General features: G+C 43.3%; 15 protein-coding genes. 6 read left to right on the forward strand and 9 right to left on the reverse strand.

Going from position 1 to position 16,293, the window contains the following annotated elements; genetic code table 11:
- The 5 genes from RG47T_RS20825 to RG47T_RS20845 all read right to left on the reverse strand — a co-directional run.
- Positions 1 to 2,476: TonB-dependent receptor (locus RG47T_RS20825; RefSeq protein WP_216351084.1), on the reverse strand; the 2,476-nt coding region annotated here is incomplete at its 3' end.
- Positions 2,477 to 2,675: 199 nt separating this feature from the next.
- Positions 2,676 to 3,488, reverse strand: coding sequence for a helix-turn-helix domain-containing protein (locus RG47T_RS20830; protein WP_216351085.1), 813 nt, complete (start codon positions 3,486 to 3,488; stop codon positions 2,676 to 2,678).
- A gap of 5 nt (positions 3,489 to 3,493) precedes the next feature.
- On the reverse strand, positions 3,494 to 4,306 hold the full coding sequence (locus RG47T_RS20835) for an oxidoreductase (protein WP_074491373.1): 813 nt from the start codon (positions 4,304 to 4,306) through the stop codon (positions 3,494 to 3,496).
- Between the two features lie 152 nt (positions 4,307 to 4,458).
- Positions 4,459 to 4,950, reverse strand: coding sequence for a TlpA family protein disulfide reductase (locus RG47T_RS20840; protein WP_074491375.1), 492 nt, complete (start codon positions 4,948 to 4,950; stop codon positions 4,459 to 4,461).
- A gap of 60 nt (positions 4,951 to 5,010) precedes the next feature.
- Positions 5,011 to 6,027: a Gfo/Idh/MocA family oxidoreductase gene (locus RG47T_RS20845; protein WP_074491377.1), complete on the reverse strand. Its 1,017-nt coding sequence runs from the start codon at positions 6,025 to 6,027 to the stop codon at positions 5,011 to 5,013.
- Positions 6,028 to 6,173: 146 nt separating this feature from the next.
- Here RG47T_RS20845 and gcvH point away from each other — a divergent pair, with 146 nt between their 5' ends.
- The 5 genes from gcvH (at position 6,174) to feoB (ending at position 12,436) form a co-directional block, all read left to right on the forward strand.
- The gene (gene gcvH, locus RG47T_RS20850; protein WP_074491379.1) at positions 6,174 to 6,554 is read left to right on the forward strand and encodes a glycine cleavage system protein GcvH; all 381 of its coding nucleotides are present in this window, start codon (positions 6,174 to 6,176) and stop codon (positions 6,552 to 6,554) included.
- A complete protein-coding gene (locus tag RG47T_RS20855; RefSeq protein ID WP_083627483.1) occupies positions 6,554 to 6,943 on the forward strand; it encodes a VanZ family protein in 390 nt (129 codons plus the stop codon). Before gcvH ends, RG47T_RS20855 begins: the two co-directional genes overlap by 1 nt.
- Positions 6,944 to 7,183: 240 nt before the next feature.
- Entirely contained in the window at positions 7,184 to 10,009 is a 2,826-nt protein-coding gene (locus RG47T_RS20860) for an outer membrane beta-barrel protein (protein ID WP_074491381.1), read from the forward strand.
- Between the two features lie 87 nt (positions 10,010 to 10,096).
- Positions 10,097 to 10,312, forward strand: coding sequence for a FeoA family protein (locus RG47T_RS20865; protein ID WP_074491382.1), 216 nt, complete (start codon positions 10,097 to 10,099; stop codon positions 10,310 to 10,312).
- Between the two features lie 9 nt (positions 10,313 to 10,321).
- A complete protein-coding gene (gene feoB / locus RG47T_RS20870; RefSeq protein WP_074491384.1) occupies positions 10,322 to 12,436 on the forward strand; it encodes a ferrous iron transport protein B in 2,115 nt (704 codons plus the stop codon).
- Here feoB and RG47T_RS20875 read toward each other — a convergent pair.
- Complete coding sequence (locus tag RG47T_RS20875; protein WP_074491386.1) at positions 12,414 to 12,734, reverse strand: hypothetical protein; 321 nt, start codon at positions 12,732 to 12,734, stop codon at positions 12,414 to 12,416. The two genes, feoB and RG47T_RS20875, sit on opposite strands and share 23 nt — an antisense overlap.
- A gap of 103 nt (positions 12,735 to 12,837) precedes the next feature.
- Here RG47T_RS20875 and RG47T_RS20880 point away from each other — a divergent pair, with 103 nt between their 5' ends.
- Entirely contained in the window at positions 12,838 to 13,449 is a 612-nt protein-coding gene (locus RG47T_RS20880; RefSeq protein WP_245770843.1) for a SprT-like domain-containing protein, read from the forward strand.
- On the opposite strand, the gene RG47T_RS20885 is transcribed toward RG47T_RS20880, so the two are convergent.
- The 3 genes from RG47T_RS20885 to RG47T_RS20895 are packed head-to-tail and all read right to left on the reverse strand — an operon-like array spanning position 13,404 to position 16,261.
- Positions 13,404 to 14,012, reverse strand: a complete 609-nt coding sequence (locus RG47T_RS20885) for an ATPase (protein WP_074491388.1) — start codon at positions 14,010 to 14,012, stop codon at positions 13,404 to 13,406. The genes RG47T_RS20880 and RG47T_RS20885 overlap by 46 nt on opposite strands.
- On the reverse strand, positions 14,012 to 14,266 hold the full coding sequence (locus tag RG47T_RS20890) for a hypothetical protein (protein ID WP_074491390.1): 255 nt from the start codon (positions 14,264 to 14,266) through the stop codon (positions 14,012 to 14,014). Before RG47T_RS20890 ends, RG47T_RS20885 begins: the two co-directional genes overlap by 1 nt.
- An 18-nt stretch (positions 14,267 to 14,284) precedes the next feature.
- Entirely contained in the window at positions 14,285 to 16,261 is a 1,977-nt protein-coding gene (locus RG47T_RS20895) for an alpha-ketoacid dehydrogenase subunit alpha/beta (protein ID WP_074491392.1), read from the reverse strand.
- Between the last annotated feature and the right edge of the window lie 32 nt (positions 16,262 to 16,293).

Consider the following 16,293-nt stretch of genomic DNA (forward strand, 5'->3'; position numbering starts at 1 on the left):
GTACTTCATCAGAAGGTGCATCCTGCTGATCTGGCTGCTGATCTTGTTTACGTTGCTGACGCTGTTTGCCTGCCGGTGTGCTGGCGCCGAAACGATAGCCCAGGGTAAACAACACAATCCGCGTAGCAAAACGGCGCTCTGAATATTGGGTTAACGCGCCACCATCGCTCACCACTTCCGATTTAAATTTACGGGTATTGAAGATATCGCGGGCATTGGCGCTAAAGTTTAGTGTTTTGGTAATGTCATACTTTAAGCCGCCATCCATACCATACATAGCTTTCATGGTACCTTGCGCAATTACCTGCGGGCCCTGGTAGTCGCCACGCAGCTGGATGCCAAATTTAGGGAATGGCTTAATGTTGCCGGTTAAGTTGGCATTCCAGGAATAACCAGAGGTTGTTTGTATGTTTAATGCAGGGTCGCCCTGTATGTTACGGTAGTAAACGTTTACGTTACCGGTAAGGTCAACCTTCGATCCTACGTTTACTTTAGCAATAAACTCGTAACCTGCGTTCGATGCGCTTTTAAGGTTCTCAAACTTGGTTAAGGTAACCGTGCTGCTGTTATCATACAGGGTACGGATCTGCTGTATATTATCATTAGTTAAACGGTAGTATAATGATGAAGTTAACGTCAGGGTTTTCCAGTAGTTGATATAGCTTAACTCAAACGCATGGGTATCTTCCGGTTTTAAATCCGGGTTACCTTGCTGGTAGTTCTGGCGGTCGCTTCTATCCAGAAAAGGAGAGATCTGCCTGTCGCGCGGGCGGCTTACACGGCGGCTGTAGCTTAACTGCAAGGTTTGGTTCTCGGTTAATTTATCGGTTAAAAAAACACTTGGATACACCCTAAAGTAATCTTGCTTGTGCTGCTCGGTAACACCTGCCGAAGTTGTAGTAGTATTAATATGGGCATCCTCTAAACGTAAACCACCCTGTATCCCAAACTTGCCAAACTGTTGCTGGTAATTGGTATACACCGCATGCACCTGCTCGTTATATACAAAGTGGTTGCTCAGCGTGTCAGAATATACAAACTGGTTAATGGTATTATTCAAGGTGTCAACCAGGTAGTTGTTGTCGTTTTTGTTAAAGGTACTACGGTAGCCCATTTCTAAACGATTATTGTGGTTTAGTGGCAATACATAGTCGGCCTGTAAATTTAAGTTGTGCTGGCGGCCAATAGTAAGGTTATGCTGCAACAATGACGAGGTAGAATCTACACCGTTGTTAATGTAATCATAAGCGGTATTAAAGTTGTCGGTATTGTTGTTTCTACTGGTAGAGTAACCAACATTTGCAGTTAACTCTTGCTGAGGTTTTTTGTATTTATGGCTAAAATCGAGGTTAAAATCGAGGTTGTTACCATTACCGTTACTTGCATTATTCCGGTTCTGAATTTGGTTTAAGCCACCACCCATAATGGTTGTAGCACCTGTTTGGTAACGATCATTATCGCGGATGTTGATATTATTAGAGAAACTCAATACCGTTTTACGATCGAGGTTAAAATCGATACCACTGCGGATGTTGTTAGACGTAATCTTAAATTCCTGGTCATTAACCTGGTGCTGTTGGATTGTATTGCCCAGGCTGTCTTTAGTAGTGGTATTGCTTAAGCCATTACCTAAACGCGTACCTTTACGGTAGCTATAGTTGGTATAAACGTTAATCAGTTTATTTTGATAGGTTAAGTTTACCGAGCCATTATAGGTATGCTGCGTACCAGCAGTGGCAGTAACCGAACCGTTAAAACCTATCTGTGCATTTCTTTTCAACACAATGTTGATGATGCCCGACTGGCCTTCTGCATCGTATTTAGAAGAGGGGTTGGTTATTACCTCAATGTTTTCGATAGAGCTGGCCGGGATAGATTGTAAAATATCGCTGAGGTTGGCCCCTGTTAAAGCCGATGGTTTACCGTTGATTAATACGCGTACGCTGCTCGAGCCGCGCAGGTTAATATTACCATCAACATCCACCTGTACAGATGGCACGTTACTTAGCAAATCTGTAGCAGAACCACCCTGACTTACCAAACTCTGGTCAACACTAAATACTTTTTTATCGGTACTTAGTTGTATCTGGCTACGCTGTGCGGTAATGGTAACCTCTTTTAGTACCCCCTTTGATCCACGCAATTTAATAGCTCCCAGATTAACTGTATTACCCTTTATATTTAAACTGTCTTTTGTGAAAGAAATATAACCTACAAACGTAGCCCTGAATAAATAGTAGCCATCGGGTACGCCGGTTAGTTTAAAATTACCCTGCAAATCGGTTTGCATACTTTTAACAGGCTGATTGTCTGATTTACGCACAATGGCAACGGTAGCAAAGTCCAGTATTTTGCCGGTAGCTGCATCAACAAGCTTACCCGACACGGTACCTCCGGTTGTTTGCGCCTGGGTATTAAAGGCAACAAATAGCAAACCGGCTATAATAAATAATTTAGATAGTACTCTTAAGTTCATGCTGCAAAAATCAATGTTTTAAACATCGATAAACCATAAAGCATGTAACTTTGTTGATATTACAACACCCGTTTAAGGTAAAATTTCTATTACCAAATTAGGCTGATATTCCGATTTAATAAGCCAATATATGTTTTTTATAAGCCATAGCGCTTAATAATATCCTTAAAATATGGTACGTATTAAAATCTGCTACAGCTTATAATAATGATGGCGATACACCGAATGTCTTTTTAAAAGCAAAAGAGAAATGCGACAGGTTTTCGAAACCTACATCGAGGTACACCGCAGATGGTTTTGCGCCTTTTTCTTTAATCAGATAATACGCCTCGCTCAGCCTTCTGTGCTGCAACCATTGCCCCGGCGATGTACTGAATATTTTTCCGAAGTCGCGCTTAAAGCCGGCCAGGCTGCGCCCGGTTAGTTTGGCAAAGTTATTAACCGGCACATTGTACATATAATGCTGGTTCATAAAGGCTTCGAGGTCTATTTTATAAGGCTCTGCAAAATCAAAAAGCAAATCTTTAACAGATGGATCTGCTTTTAATATCAGCTCTATAGCTTCTTTCGTTTTTAATTCAATAAGCGCAGTGCTAAGCCTGTCGGGTTGGCTAAAGTAAGGCAGTAAGGATTCGAAATAACCCTTAATAAACGGATCATCGGGCAACACCCTGTACTTGTCACCCGTGTAGTGCCCGGTAGCCTGGATGTTGTTATCCAGGCTATATCGCCGTAAAATATCCTGATTAAAAAAAATATTAATGGCTTTAAATTCGCCGCCGCCGGAGGGTGGTATCTTAACCGACTTTAACAATTGATTACGCCTTACCAAGGCTATGGTGCCCTCCTTAACCATACTTTCTCCTTTTGTAGTGGCACAATGCACCGCACCGGATATAATGTAACCTAACGAATGCTCATGCACAAACTGTTCATTACTCCGCTTCTTTTCATCCATGCAAGAGTAAAGCAGGTTGTTAAGCAGTATGTGATCGTTATCCTGTACCATCATCAAATTTACCTTAACTGGCTCATAAATAGTTTATCCATCATCCGGTCGGATAATATTTTTCTCAGAAACAGAAGCGGTTTTGCCGCAAAGCCACCTACATATCTCGTTTTAGGATTCTTTGCTTCGATAGCTTTCTTTACCAGCTTGGTAATTACTTCGGGCTCTGCCACACGGTGACCCTGGGTTTTAGATATCCCGGCAAGTTTTTCTGCCATTTTACGATACATTCCATTACCCGAAATTTTTACCAGGTTTTCCATTGCAATATCACTCCATTCAGATTTTACGCCTCCCGGCTCAATCACTACTACATCGATACCGAAAGGCTTAACCTCATTACGTAAGGCATCACTCAAAGCTTCGAGCGCAAACTTACTGGCGTGGTACCACCCGCCCAAAGGCATAGCAAACTTACCGCCAATAGACGAGATATTAATAATACGCCCAAATTGCTGCTTACGCATTTGCGGTATAACCAACTGCGATAGCCTTGCAGCACCAAATACGTTTACATCCAACTGGTATTTGGCATCGGCAATGGGCACATCTTCAATAGCACCGTATGAGCCAAAGCCAGCATTATTAATCAGTACATCTATCCTACCCTCGGCTTTAATAATGGCATCAACGCCGCTAAACATAGATGCTTCGTTGGTTACATCCATCTCTAACAGTTTTACACCCAGCAAGCGGATATCTTCCATCTTATCCATGCGACGGGCAGCGCCATAAACAATGTGCCCATCCTTTAGCAGCTCTTTAGCAAACTCTTTACCCATGCCGGCAGATGCGCCGGTTATTAATATTACCTTTTTCATTTTTTCTTATCTCTAATTTGTTAAATCAAAGGTGAGGTATAAGCAGCGGTTACAGGTTTGCTGCAAAGCTCAATTTTGCTTTGGTGTAAGGCTCATAAAAAAGCCGGTGCTACTTAACATAACACCGGCCTTTTTAATAATATCAATATTATTTATACTTTTTTAGCTGCTTCGATCAGGTCTTTTACAGCCGGTGCTTTCTCGTATGTTTTAAATAGTTTGCCTTTCTTATCATAAATGGCAATATAAGGCGTAGTCTTGATGTCAAATAATTTCTGCATCTCGTAAGTATACCCCTCGGTGCCCACGGTAATGTTAGGGTATGCCGATAAACCAAAGTCGCGGTAAAACTCCTTGATCATTTTATACTGCACAAACGAGATCATCACGATCTGGATACCGGTTAATTCTTTAAGCTTTGGTTTCAGCTCATACATTAAATGCTGACAGTGGCTGCAATCCGGCGAAAAGTAGATGATCATTACCGGCTTATTAGGTTTCAATTTAGCGGTGGTAACATTTACACTATCGGTAGTTAAAATATGGTATATGGGCAGGTTCTGAATTTTTGGATTTTGATTCTGCGCCAGAGTACAGCCCGTAATAGCTACAAGGGCCAAAATAGATAGAAATACTTGTTTCATTATGGTCAGGGGGTTATGTTCTATAGCCAATATATTTATTTTATTTATCGATCATTATTTTCAGGCTTCCAGCATTTCTATTTGCCAGGCAATTTGTTCTTCACTTACAGGGAATAACGCATTCTGCCTTACGGTATGATATACAGCATCAAATATATCATTATAATTAGCCCTTACAGGTGGCTCCATTAAGGTTTCTTTCTCATTATCTGCCCCCATTATTACCAGTTTGCCTTCACTGCCCGGTGCTTCTATGCCATAAGCAGGATCGGTAGGTAACATGCCGTCAATTAGCTGGGTCTCCTGTACATCGGTACGGCCTTTAATATAGCTGCCAATGGTGCCATGCACTACAGATGAGGCCTGGCGCTCGGCCACTAGTAAGCTGCCGGTTAAAAACACATTTAAGCCATTAGGATAACTCAGCCTGAAATGAAAATAATCCGGCACCTGCGAACCCGGGCGATGGGTTGAGGTTACTTTGTCATAGCTCAGCGGTTTGCCAAACAAAACAAAAGCCTGGTCGAGCATGTGCGGGCCCAGATCGTACATCAGGCCATTGGCCGGGAAGCCGCTGCTTTCTTTAAATACTTTGGGGCCAATGCCAATGCGGTAACGGTCGTAACGGAAATGCACCTCCACCAGTTCGCCCAGGCGGCCGCTCTCTATTACTTCTTTTACCGATTGAAATTCGCTGTCGTACCGGCGGTTTTGATAGATCATCAGCTTCTTACCGGTTTCCCGGCTGATATCGAATAAGCGTTTAACTTCTTCTGATGTTGCCGCGGCAGGTTTCTCCAGCAATACATGCTTGCCGGCCTCCATGGCTTCTTTAGCCAACTGATAGTGGGTGTAGCTCGGCGTGTTAATCACCACCAGTTCTATTTCTTTATCGTTCAGCAACTCGAAGGTATGATCATAACTAATCAGATCTGGGTAGCGTTCGGCAGCCTTTTTTTCGTGCCGCTCTACAATGGCCTTAAATTTAAACTGTGGATTAGTGCTTAAAAACGGCGCATGGAATAATTTTCCAGACATCCCATAAGCCAGTAACCCTGTAACTATAGCGTTTTCCATTTAATTGTTGATGTGGTAATTGTTGATTTGCCAATGCCTTTTTGTATCCATTTAACAATTAACAAATCAACTAATGGACAAATTAACAAATTCATAGTTTGATCCGGCAAAAGTTTTTATTTTTGGGCTCTAATTAAACAAATGATATGGAATTTCCAGCCGAATTAAAATATACCAAAGATCACGAGTGGATCCGTGTGGAAGGTAACAGTGCTTACATTGGTATTACTGAATTTGCTCAACGCGAATTAGGCGACATCGTTTACATCGATATCCCTTCTGTGGGTAAAGAAATTGGTAAAGATGATGTTTTTGGTACGGTTGAAGCAGTGAAAACTGTATCAGACCTGTTTATGCCGGTAACTGGTACAGTTGAAGAAACTAACTCTTTACTGGATAGCCAACCCGAGCTGGTAAATACCGACCCTTACGGCGATGGCTGGATGGTGAAAGTTACCCTGCAAAATGCTGAAGACGTTAATACCCTGCTGTCTGCAGACGATTACCAATCGATCATAGGCGCTTAATGCTGCAATTCATCAAATATCAGCGACTAACAATCCTGTGGTCGGCTTTTATATTGATCATGTGCAGCATTTCTATGGGCAAGGTCGGGGAATCACATATGTTTTTCCCCGGCTTTGATAAAATGGTTCATTGCGGGTTCTTCTTTATGTTTGTGATATTAGCCGATAACGGCTTGATCAGGCAGCATAAAGGTATTTCCATAGCTACCATATTTTTCGTTGCCTTTTTAGGCGTTTTCTTCGGTGCATTGATCGAAGTTCTTCAACTCTACATCTTTACCTGGCGCGACGGTAACTGGCCCGACCTTTTTGCCGATACCGTAGGTGTTGGTATGGCAACATTTAGTATCTTAGTGGTAAATGCTGCCATTAAATATGCCAAAGCTTAAAATATCCCTCCTGTTGCTGGTCATTGTTTCAATGACGGCCTCGTCATGCGGCTTGTTCCATAAAAGCTGTAACTGCCCCCATTTTAGCGATGTGATAAAAAAATCACACACCCGTGCAACGTTAGCTGCATAATTGCGTCTGTTGATTAGTGTATAACTAATTATTTAGTTAAAAAATGTTAATTCGTTTTGTATAACTAATTTCTTAGTTTAACTTTAGCTTATCACTAACAACGCACAATGAAATTAAAATTTTACCTCATCATCATTTTTTGCTTTCTTGTTACAGCCCGTGCATCTGCACAAAAACCAACAGGCAGTATCCACACGGTTGTAGTTGATCAAAAACAGCAACCCCTTGAATATGTAAATGCTGTAGTTGTGAATGCCGCAGACTCTGTAGCCGTAAAAAGCACGGCATCTAACAAACAGGGTAGTATTGAAATTACCGGTTTAAAACAGGGTAGCTACAAGCTTATCGTCTCGCAGCTTGGGCTTAAAAGGCTGGTGCGCCCATTTGCTATCAGCAACCAAAAACCTACAGCAAATCTAGGCACCCTTACCATGGAGCCGGATGTACACAACCTAAACGAGGTTGCGGTAAGCGCCGTAAAGGCCAACGCTACCATTAAGGGCGATACTACCGAATTTAATGCACGAGCCTTTAAAACCCAACCCAACGACAATGTAGAACAGCTGCTTAAAAAACTCCCCGGCGTAGAGGTGGATAAGGACGGCAAAGTAACCGCCCAGGGCCAACAGGTAACCAAGATACTGGTTGATGGCAAAGAGTTTTTTGGCAACGACCCCAAAGCTGTTACTAAAAACCTGCCTGCCGATGCCATTGATAAAATACAGATTATTAGCGATAAAACCGAAAAAGCCAAAAATACCGGCATTGACGACGGCCAACGCGAAAAAGTAATGAACGTTACTTTAAAAGATGACAAAAAAAGCGGCTGGTTTGGCAACGTAAGCGCCGCAGGTGGCACGGATAGCAAATACCTGGGCCAGTTTAACATTAATCACTTTGATAATAAACGCCAGTTATCTGCCTTGTTTTTAAGCAACAACGTCAACGAGTCGGGCTTTACGATGGAAGATCTGAATGCCTTTACCGGCGGCAACGTGTTTGATACCTTTAGCAATAACGGCAGCATCAGCATTAATGTAAACAGCAATGGCAGGGCCAATATAAACGGGGCATTTGCGGGCGTAAACGGCGGCTTAATTACCAACCATACCGGCGGGCTCAACTACTCGGACATGTGGGGCAAAAAGAACCAGCTAAAGTTTAACGCCAATTTTATTACTGTACTATCATCTAACAACCTGGCCGAGGTTGATAACATACAAGACCCGGTACAAAACCTGTTAACCAATAAAAACATCAACGGGAATAACCGCTACAACAGCTACCGTTTAAACATGAACCTGGAGTACAAGCCGGATACCCTAAACACACTTAAACTTAAGCCCAACCTTTCTTACAGCTATACGCACAGTAACAACGTAACCGGCATTACCAGTACAGATTTAAATCAAACACTGTTAAACAATGCCAGCCAATCGCTAGACCAGGTGTTACGGAACCCAGTATTAGGGGCGATATTTTCTGCCAATCATAAGTTTCAGCATGGTAAGGGCTCTATCAATTTGTATACTACCGATAGCTATTCGCCTTACAGAAACAAGGCAACCAACATATTTAACATCGCCTACCCCACTAACAGCACCGTGCCCGATAGCACCGCCAACCTGCAAACGGCGCAAAATAATAATGGCACGATCAGTAATACCACGCTTTCCTTCATCCGCCAGTTAAGCAAGGCGCACAAGCTTAATTTAACTTTGAGCCAGGGTTTTAATTACCGTAATGATAATGCCAGCCAAACCACTATTGATTACAACCCGGTAACCGGGCGTTACGAAATTTTAGCCCCCAACCTCAGTGGCATTTATGACAATACTAACTACCGCTACTCATCAACCGCAGGGTTAAGTAAAAGCGGCGCACAAACAACCGTAAGCTTAAATGCAGAACTAGCAGATCTGGGCTTGCGTGGCAACTTCACAGGGGCGCAAGCCAGTTCGGTAAATAGAAACGACTGGGCACTGGTACCTAATGCCAGCTTCTCCTATCACCCAAAAGTTGGCCCCAGCATTTATTTGAGTGTGCGCAGCGATGTAACTATGCCCTCGGTTACAGACCTGCTCCCTATTATTAACACCACCAGTAATACTTACAAGAAGATAGGCAACCCCGATTTACGGATGTCGCGGTCGGTAAACTTTAATGGTAACATGAATACTTACGACCCGAAAACCAATAACTATTTTAACATTTATGGCAGCTTTACCGAAACCTGGAACGGTTTTTCAACCGAAAGCTTTTATGATAATACAGGCATCACCACCTCCCGGCCGGTAAATACCGATGGTAATTTTTCGTCAAACTTTGGTTTTAATGTAGGCATGCCGAGCAAAGTAAAAGGTTTACGCTTTAACTATGGTTTAAATGGGGCTATTAACCGCAATGTAAACTTCATTAACAACAATAAAAACGCAGTACTTCGTGTAGCTCCGGGAGTAAGCCTCAGCAGCAGTTACGATATTGATATGCTTCAGTTAAGCTTGCGCACCTATACTACTTATAACAACGCTACCAACTCGTTTCAGCACGAGGCAGATAATAAATACTACAGCTTTAACAATAACGCCACAGTTAGTGTAAAGCCTGTAAAATCATGGCGTATTTATACAGATTTAAGCCAAAGCCTTTACCGCGGTACACCAAGCAGCACCAATAGCTCCGTTTATTTATGGAATGCGGGTGTAGAGCGCTATTTTATGAAATCTCAAAATCTTACGGTTGCCCTTACTGCCTTTGATTTGCTAAACCAAAACTCGGGTATACAACGCAGCCTTTCTACCACGGGCCAAATCACAAATACGCAAACTAATACCATTGGGCAGTATTTTTTCCTGAAACTTACTTATAAGATCAGCAAGTTGGGTTCAGCTGCCAATAAGCCCGGCAATAGCGGAATTGTGATTATGAGGTAATATTTTAATATCCCCGACAAATGGCAGTCCACTATTTGGATTTAATTTAAATAAGGCATACATTTGTCGGGTTATCAAAATAAAAAGATGAGACTTTCGCAGCTTAAAGTAGGTAGTAAAGGAATAGTAAAGGAATTTACCGATCTGGAAATGTCAATTAAGTTGATGGAAATGGGCTGCCTGCCCGGCGAAGAAGTTAAGGTAGAGCGGATAGCCCCAATGGGCGACCCTATTGCTATTAACGTTGCCGGTTACCAGCTAAGCTTACGCATGCGCGAAGCCTCAACCATTATATTACTGTAGTATTGGACGTTGAAAGCAGATATCAGAGTTGCACTTGTAGGGAATCCCAATACCGGTAAATCAACACTTTTTAATGCGCTGACCGGTTTAAACCAAAAGATCGGCAATTTTCCGGGGGTTACGGTTGATAAAAAAACCGGTTATTGCGACCTGCCCGACGGACGGCATGCCGAGATCATCGACCTGCCTGGTACCTACAGCCTTTACCCCAAAAGTCGCGACGAATCCATTGTATTTTCTGTCTTAGCTGATCGTAAAAGCACCCACACGCCAGATTTGATTGTGGTGATACTGGATGCATCTAACCTTAAACGTAACCTTTTACTCTATACCCAGGTTGCCGATTTAAAGATCCCCGTAATTGTAGCCCTCAACATGATGGACCTCGCCAAAAGCGGCGGGATAACCATTGATATTGATGCCTTAGCCAAAAAGCTAGGTGTACAGGTAGTGCCTATTGCAGCACGCAAACTGGAAGGCATTGACAAATTGAAGCAAGCGATTACCTACGCCAATAAACTGGCCTTACAGGAAAGCTCTATTGATGTAAGCGCTATTGCCCCGCAGCTGATTGCCCAGATAGGCGAAGAAATGCAGGTAGAAAATCCTTACTTTGCTTTACAACTTGCGCATCAGCACGAACATTTATCATTTTTAACGGTAACAGAAAGTGGCCGCATAGAAGAACTGGAGCACATCCACGCCTTCCATTCGCAAAAAGCGCAGGCTACCGAAACCATAGCTCGCTATAATTATATTAATGACCTGCTTTACGATACCGTACAAAAAGCAGAAAGCGCCGAAGGCGAAACCTGGAGCAACCGCATTGACAGGGTTTTAACCCATAAGATCTTCGGCTTTATCATTTTCTTTGGAATACTCATGTTCATTTTCCAGGCCATATTTGCCTGGTCGGCCTACCCGATGGAGTTGATCGAAGACCTGTTTGTATGGGTAGAGGGATTAATACACAACTATTTACCGGCAGGTCCGTTAACAAACTTACTGTCAGACGGGGTATTGGCCGGCTTAAGCGGTGTTATGGTGTTCATTCCGCAAATTGCCATCCTGTTTGCCTTTATATCCATACTGGAAGATACCGGCTACATGGCCCGTGTTACCTTTATGATGGATAAGCTGATGCGCAAGGTTGGCTTAAACGGAAAATCGGTAGTGCCATTGATTGGTGGCTTCGCCTGCGCCGTACCATCCATTATGAGTACCCGTACCATTGAGAACTGGAAAGATAGGATGATTACCATTATGGTTACCCCTTTGGTTACCTGCTCGGCACGTTTACCCATTTATACCTTGCTTATTGCGTTGGTAGTACCCAATAAAAACGTTTGGTGGATCTTTAACTGGCAGGGCCTGGCTTTAACCGCCATGTATGTGCTCAGCTTAATATCTGCCGTAATTGTTGCTTTTGCCATGAAGCTGATACTGAAAGGCCGCGAACGTGGTTACTTTATCATGGAGCTGCCCGTTTACCGTATGCCCCGCTGGAACAACGTACTGTTAACCATGTACGATCGTTCTAAAGCCTTTGTGGTGCAGGCAGGCAAGGTTATCATCGCCGTATCGATAATTTTATGGGTGCTGGCCTCTTATGGTCCAGGCAACCGTTTTGAAAAGATCGATCAAAAATTCAGCAAACCCGAATATACTAAAACCGTTGCCCCAGCCGATCTGAAACGCATGATAGCCTCCGAGAAACTGGAAGCATCTTACGCAGGTGTATTAGGCCATGCGATGGAACCGGCCATCCGTCCGCTGGGTTTCGATTGGAAAATTGGCATTGCACTAATTACCTCTTTCGCTGCGCGCGAAGTATTTGTAGGCACCATGGCAACCATTTATAGTGTGGATGGCGATGCAGACAAAATAGAATCTGTTAAAGAAAAAATGGCCAACGCCAAAAACCCCAATACCGGCAAACCGGTGTTTACCCTGGCTGTAGCTTTCTCCTTAATGATGTTTTACGCCTTCGCCATGCAATGCGCCAGTACCGTAGCCGTAGTATACCGCGAAACCAAAGACTGGCGCTGGCCCGCAGCACAGTTTGCCTATATGACGGTGTTGGCGTATGTGATAAGTTTGATCACTTTTCAGTTGCTGAAATAGCTTTTGGATAGTAGTCGGTAATCTGATTTTTCAATTGATCAGGAATATTAGTCCAAATAGTATCTGCTGATATCGTTAGGGTACAATCACATTCTTCTCTGATTACATTCATTATATGTTTAAACCAATCAGCATATGACCACTCCCTTGGCTGGGGAGCATACAAATAACATTCAGTATTATTCCAATGAACCCCTGTTGCCGTCGTGTATATTAATATAAACCGTTTAACTTGAGGTTTAATATACAGCTGGTATTTATCATTGATTCCGATTTCTATAATATTATCCGTATTCATGATTTAAATGACGTTCGAGTGAACTTTACAAAATTATTGTCCACTTCTTAGGCTCAATTCTATCATCGGAACTAATTTATTACCTTTGCACCAGAGGTTCCTATTGGAGAAAATAAAAGTTTTAGAAAATTATATGCCACCTGCCGCAGCCCCGCTGATAGGCCGCTGGATTGATTACTTTAAGTGCGAATTTAAAATTTCGCGCAACCGCAACACCAAGTTTGGTGATTACCGACCGCCTCACGCAGGCAAAGGTCACCGCATTTCGGTTAACTTCGACCTCAACCCCTACGCTTTCCTGGTAACAACCGTACACGAGTTTGCACACCTGCACACCTGGAACGAGCATAAGCATAAAGCCAAACCGCATGGCATTGAATGGAAGCAGAATTTCAAAAAAATGATGCAGCCTTTCTTCGATCAGCAGGTTTTTCCGCCGGATATTAGGCAGGCTATTACCAATTACCTGAATAACCCCGCCGCATCCAGCTGTTCCGACTTAAACCTGTACCGCTCCCTGCGCCAATACGATGCGCCCAAAGAGTCGATGCTAACGGTAGAGAAGTTACCGGCCAACTCGGTATTTAAACTCAAAGACGGCCGCGTTTTCCGCAAAGGCGAACAATTACGCAAGCGTTTTAAATGTGTAGAGGTAAGTAGTAAAAGGGTTTATTTATTTAGCCCCGTTGCAGAGGTAGAGGTGTTGGAGGGGTAAGATAAAAGCTTTTTATAAAAAGGATGATTTACGTGCTTGGCATTGACCCACGAAAGAGCATCAGAATTATAAATAGCTACTCGGGAACGATTTGAGCCAGAATTATCGAAAAGATATACTTTATCGAATAAGCTAAGATATTTATAAAGGTTATCCTGACTCTTCTTAAGGCGCCTGATTATATCCTCACTATCAACATCATGACCTAAAATATTATGTCTTTCTTCTACCCGAATAATATTATCGAGAACAGATTGTAACGCTACATAATAGAGTATAACTATATATCCCATTTGCTTCGCCTCTAACACTTCTCTTATTTCAGAATTACCCGATAGCGTAGTTTCAAAGGCAAAATCGGCATGCTGTTTAATTGCCTCTCTTCTTCTGGTTAAAGCAATACGGGCTGCTTGGACATGGTTGGAATAACTTCCCAGTTCACGATATGCAATTTCATCGGGATTGATAATCGAGCTTTTTATTCTGCCCTTTTTAACCAGATAAGATGATAATGTTGTTTTACCAGATCCATTTGGACCACCGATTACAATCAGTGTAGGCATTATATTTTATTTATCAACCTAATCTTCTCTTCCAATAATCTGTAGTCTGCAGTTAGTATCTTTCTAACAATAAACTTAGCGCCATTAGGATATTCCTTAATGAAGAGGTCTCCTTCCATAGTTTCAGGATATGCTTCATCTCTATAAAAAATAGGCACACCCGCTTTCAACATTTCTGCTGCGCCATATCCGGCCCCTTCATCAATGATGCGCTGCGTAGGATCGAGCTCGTATATTTCTTCGAGAGTTAACATATTTACTAAGTTACAAATTTAATACCTCAATAACTTCTCCATCATTTCTTCTAATCGTGCATTGGCTAAAAACTGTTTTTCTAAACCGGCATCCATGGGTATGGCTGTATCCAAACTGGCGCAGCGCATTATCGGCGCATCCAAATAGTTGAAGCAACACTCGCTAAGTGTGGCGGCAATTTCTGCACCGAAACCACTGCCGAGGGTATCTTCGTGCAGCACTAAAACACGGCCGGTTTTTTTAACGCCGGCTATGGCTGCTTCTTTATCCCAGGGTTGCAGGCTGCGCAGATCGATGATCTCGATAGATAGATCCGGATATTTCTTCGCATAATCCAATGCCCAGCGCACCCCAAGGCCATAAGTGATTATGGTTACATCATTGCCTTCGCTTACCGTTTTGGCCTTGCCGATCTCTACATAATAATCGCCTTCAGGCACCTCATCTGTGAGGGTACGGTACAGGTATTTATGTTCAAAATAGATCACCGGGTTTGGATCATCAATGGCCGCCATCAGCAAACCCTTAGCATCTGCCGGAGTGGATGGATAAACCACCTTCAATCCAGGTGTTTTGGTGAACCAGGCCTCATTACTTTGCGAATGGAACGGCCCTGCCCCTGTGCCCGCACCAGCCGGCATGCGGATTACCACATCGGCATTTTGCCCCCATCGGTAGTGTGATTTGGCCAGGTTATTAATGATCTGGTTAAAGCCAACGCTTACAAAATCGGCAAACTGCATTTCGATCACAGACTTATAGCCGTTAATAGCTAAGCCTAAGCCTGCACCCAAAATAGCCGACTCGCACAGCGGTGTGTTACGAACCCGCTCCTTGCCAAACTCATTCATAAAGCCATCGGTGATCTTGAACACGCCTCCATAACCGGCAATATCCTGCCCCATGAGTACCAGTTTAGGGAAGTTCCGCATCGATAGCCGTAAGGCATCGCTAATGGCATCCATGTAACGCTTAGGCGTACTGCTGCTATTAATTATTGCCGGTGCTAGTGTGTGCGCCCGGTACATATCGTTGAGTTCGGTTTGTACATCGGGGATAATAGCGGGTTGTTGCAAGGCTTTTTCAACCTCGGCCTCAATTATGGGTATAAACTCGTTATGGGTATGGCTTACCCATGCGGGCTGCAAAATCTTTTCATCAATCAAAAACTGCTCGTAGCAGGTAACAGGATCTTTGGCCTTCCAGGTTTCGAACAAATGTTCGGGCACATATTTTACGCCCGATGCCTCCTCGTGCCCGCGCCTGCGGAAGGTCATACACTCAATCAATACCGGCCGCGGGTTCTTCCTGATGTCGGTAGCCAGCTCATTAATGGTGTGGTAAACTTCGAGCAGGTTATTACCATCTATCTGCCGGCCTTCTATGCCGTAACCTTTGGCACGGTCTACCAGGTTTTCGCATTTATATTGCTCGCCAGTAGTGGTTGATAATGCGTACCCATTATTCTCAATCAAAAATATTACCGGTAAATTCCATACGGCAGCTACGTTAATAGCCTCGTGAAAATCACCTTCGCTGGTAGCGCCGTCACCCGTAAAAACCAGGGTAGCTTTCTTTCTACCTGCTAAAACATCGGCCAGAGCTATACCGGTGGCCACGGCCATTTGAGGACCGAGGTGCGAGATCATCCCCACAATTTTGTAATGGTGCGTTCCGAAATGAAACGAGCGGTCGCGGCCTTTGGTAAAGCCAGCTGCCTTACCCTGCCACTGGGCCATCAAATTAAATAGCGGTATATTGCGGGCAGTAAATACACCAAGGTTGCGGTGCATTGGCAATATAAATTCATCTGGCTGCATGGCAAGCGTGCTGCCTACCGAGATGGCTTCTTGCCCAATGCCCGAAAACCATTTACCAATACGGCCCTGGCGTAACAACACCAGCATTTTTTCTTCTACAAGTCTTGGCCACACGATTGCCTTATAAAAATTCAGCAACGTGTCATGATTAAGATCCTTACAGTCGAAATTCATAGAGCTAAACTAATGGAAATTTTAAAACTTTG

The organism is Mucilaginibacter polytrichastri, assembly GCF_001911425.1.
GTDB lineage: Bacteria > Bacteroidota > Bacteroidia > Sphingobacteriales > Sphingobacteriaceae > Mucilaginibacter > Mucilaginibacter polytrichastri.

What these genes read in the sequence shown, in the direction of transcription:
- RG47T_RS20835 (WP_074491373.1), bottom strand. Translation starts at nt 4,306, where the DNA reads ATGAAAAAGGTAATATTAATAACCGGCGCATCTGCCGGCATGGGTAAA.
- RG47T_RS20885 (WP_074491388.1), bottom strand. Translation starts at nt 14,012, where the DNA reads ATGCCTACACTGATTGTAATCGGTGGTCCAAATGGATCTGGTAAAACA.
- gcvH (WP_074491379.1), top strand. Translation starts at nt 6,174, where the DNA reads ATGGAATTTCCAGCCGAATTAAAATATACCAAAGATCACGAGTGGATC.
- RG47T_RS20865 (WP_074491382.1), top strand. Translation starts at nt 10,097, where the DNA reads ATGAGACTTTCGCAGCTTAAAGTAGGTAGTAAAGGAATAGTAAAGGAA.
- RG47T_RS20895 (WP_074491392.1), bottom strand. Translation starts at nt 16,261, where the DNA reads ATGAATTTCGACTGTAAGGATCTTAATCATGACACGTTGCTGAATTTT.
- RG47T_RS20830 (WP_216351085.1), bottom strand. Translation starts at nt 3,488, where the DNA reads ATGATGGTACAGGATAACGATCACATACTGCTTAACAACCTGCTTTAC.
- RG47T_RS20860 (WP_074491381.1), top strand. Translation starts at nt 7,184, where the DNA reads ATGAAATTAAAATTTTACCTCATCATCATTTTTTGCTTTCTTGTTACA.
- RG47T_RS20840 (WP_074491375.1), bottom strand. Translation starts at nt 4,950, where the DNA reads ATGAAACAAGTATTTCTATCTATTTTGGCCCTTGTAGCTATTACGGGC.
- RG47T_RS20875 (WP_074491386.1), bottom strand. Translation starts at nt 12,734, where the DNA reads ATGAATACGGATAATATTATAGAAATCGGAATCAATGATAAATACCAG.
- RG47T_RS20890 (WP_074491390.1), bottom strand. Translation starts at nt 14,266, where the DNA reads ATGTTAACTCTCGAAGAAATATACGAGCTCGATCCTACGCAGCGCATC.
- RG47T_RS20845 (WP_074491377.1), bottom strand. Translation starts at nt 6,027, where the DNA reads ATGGAAAACGCTATAGTTACAGGGTTACTGGCTTATGGGATGTCTGGA.
- RG47T_RS20855 (WP_083627483.1), top strand. Translation starts at nt 6,554, where the DNA reads ATGCTGCAATTCATCAAATATCAGCGACTAACAATCCTGTGGTCGGCT.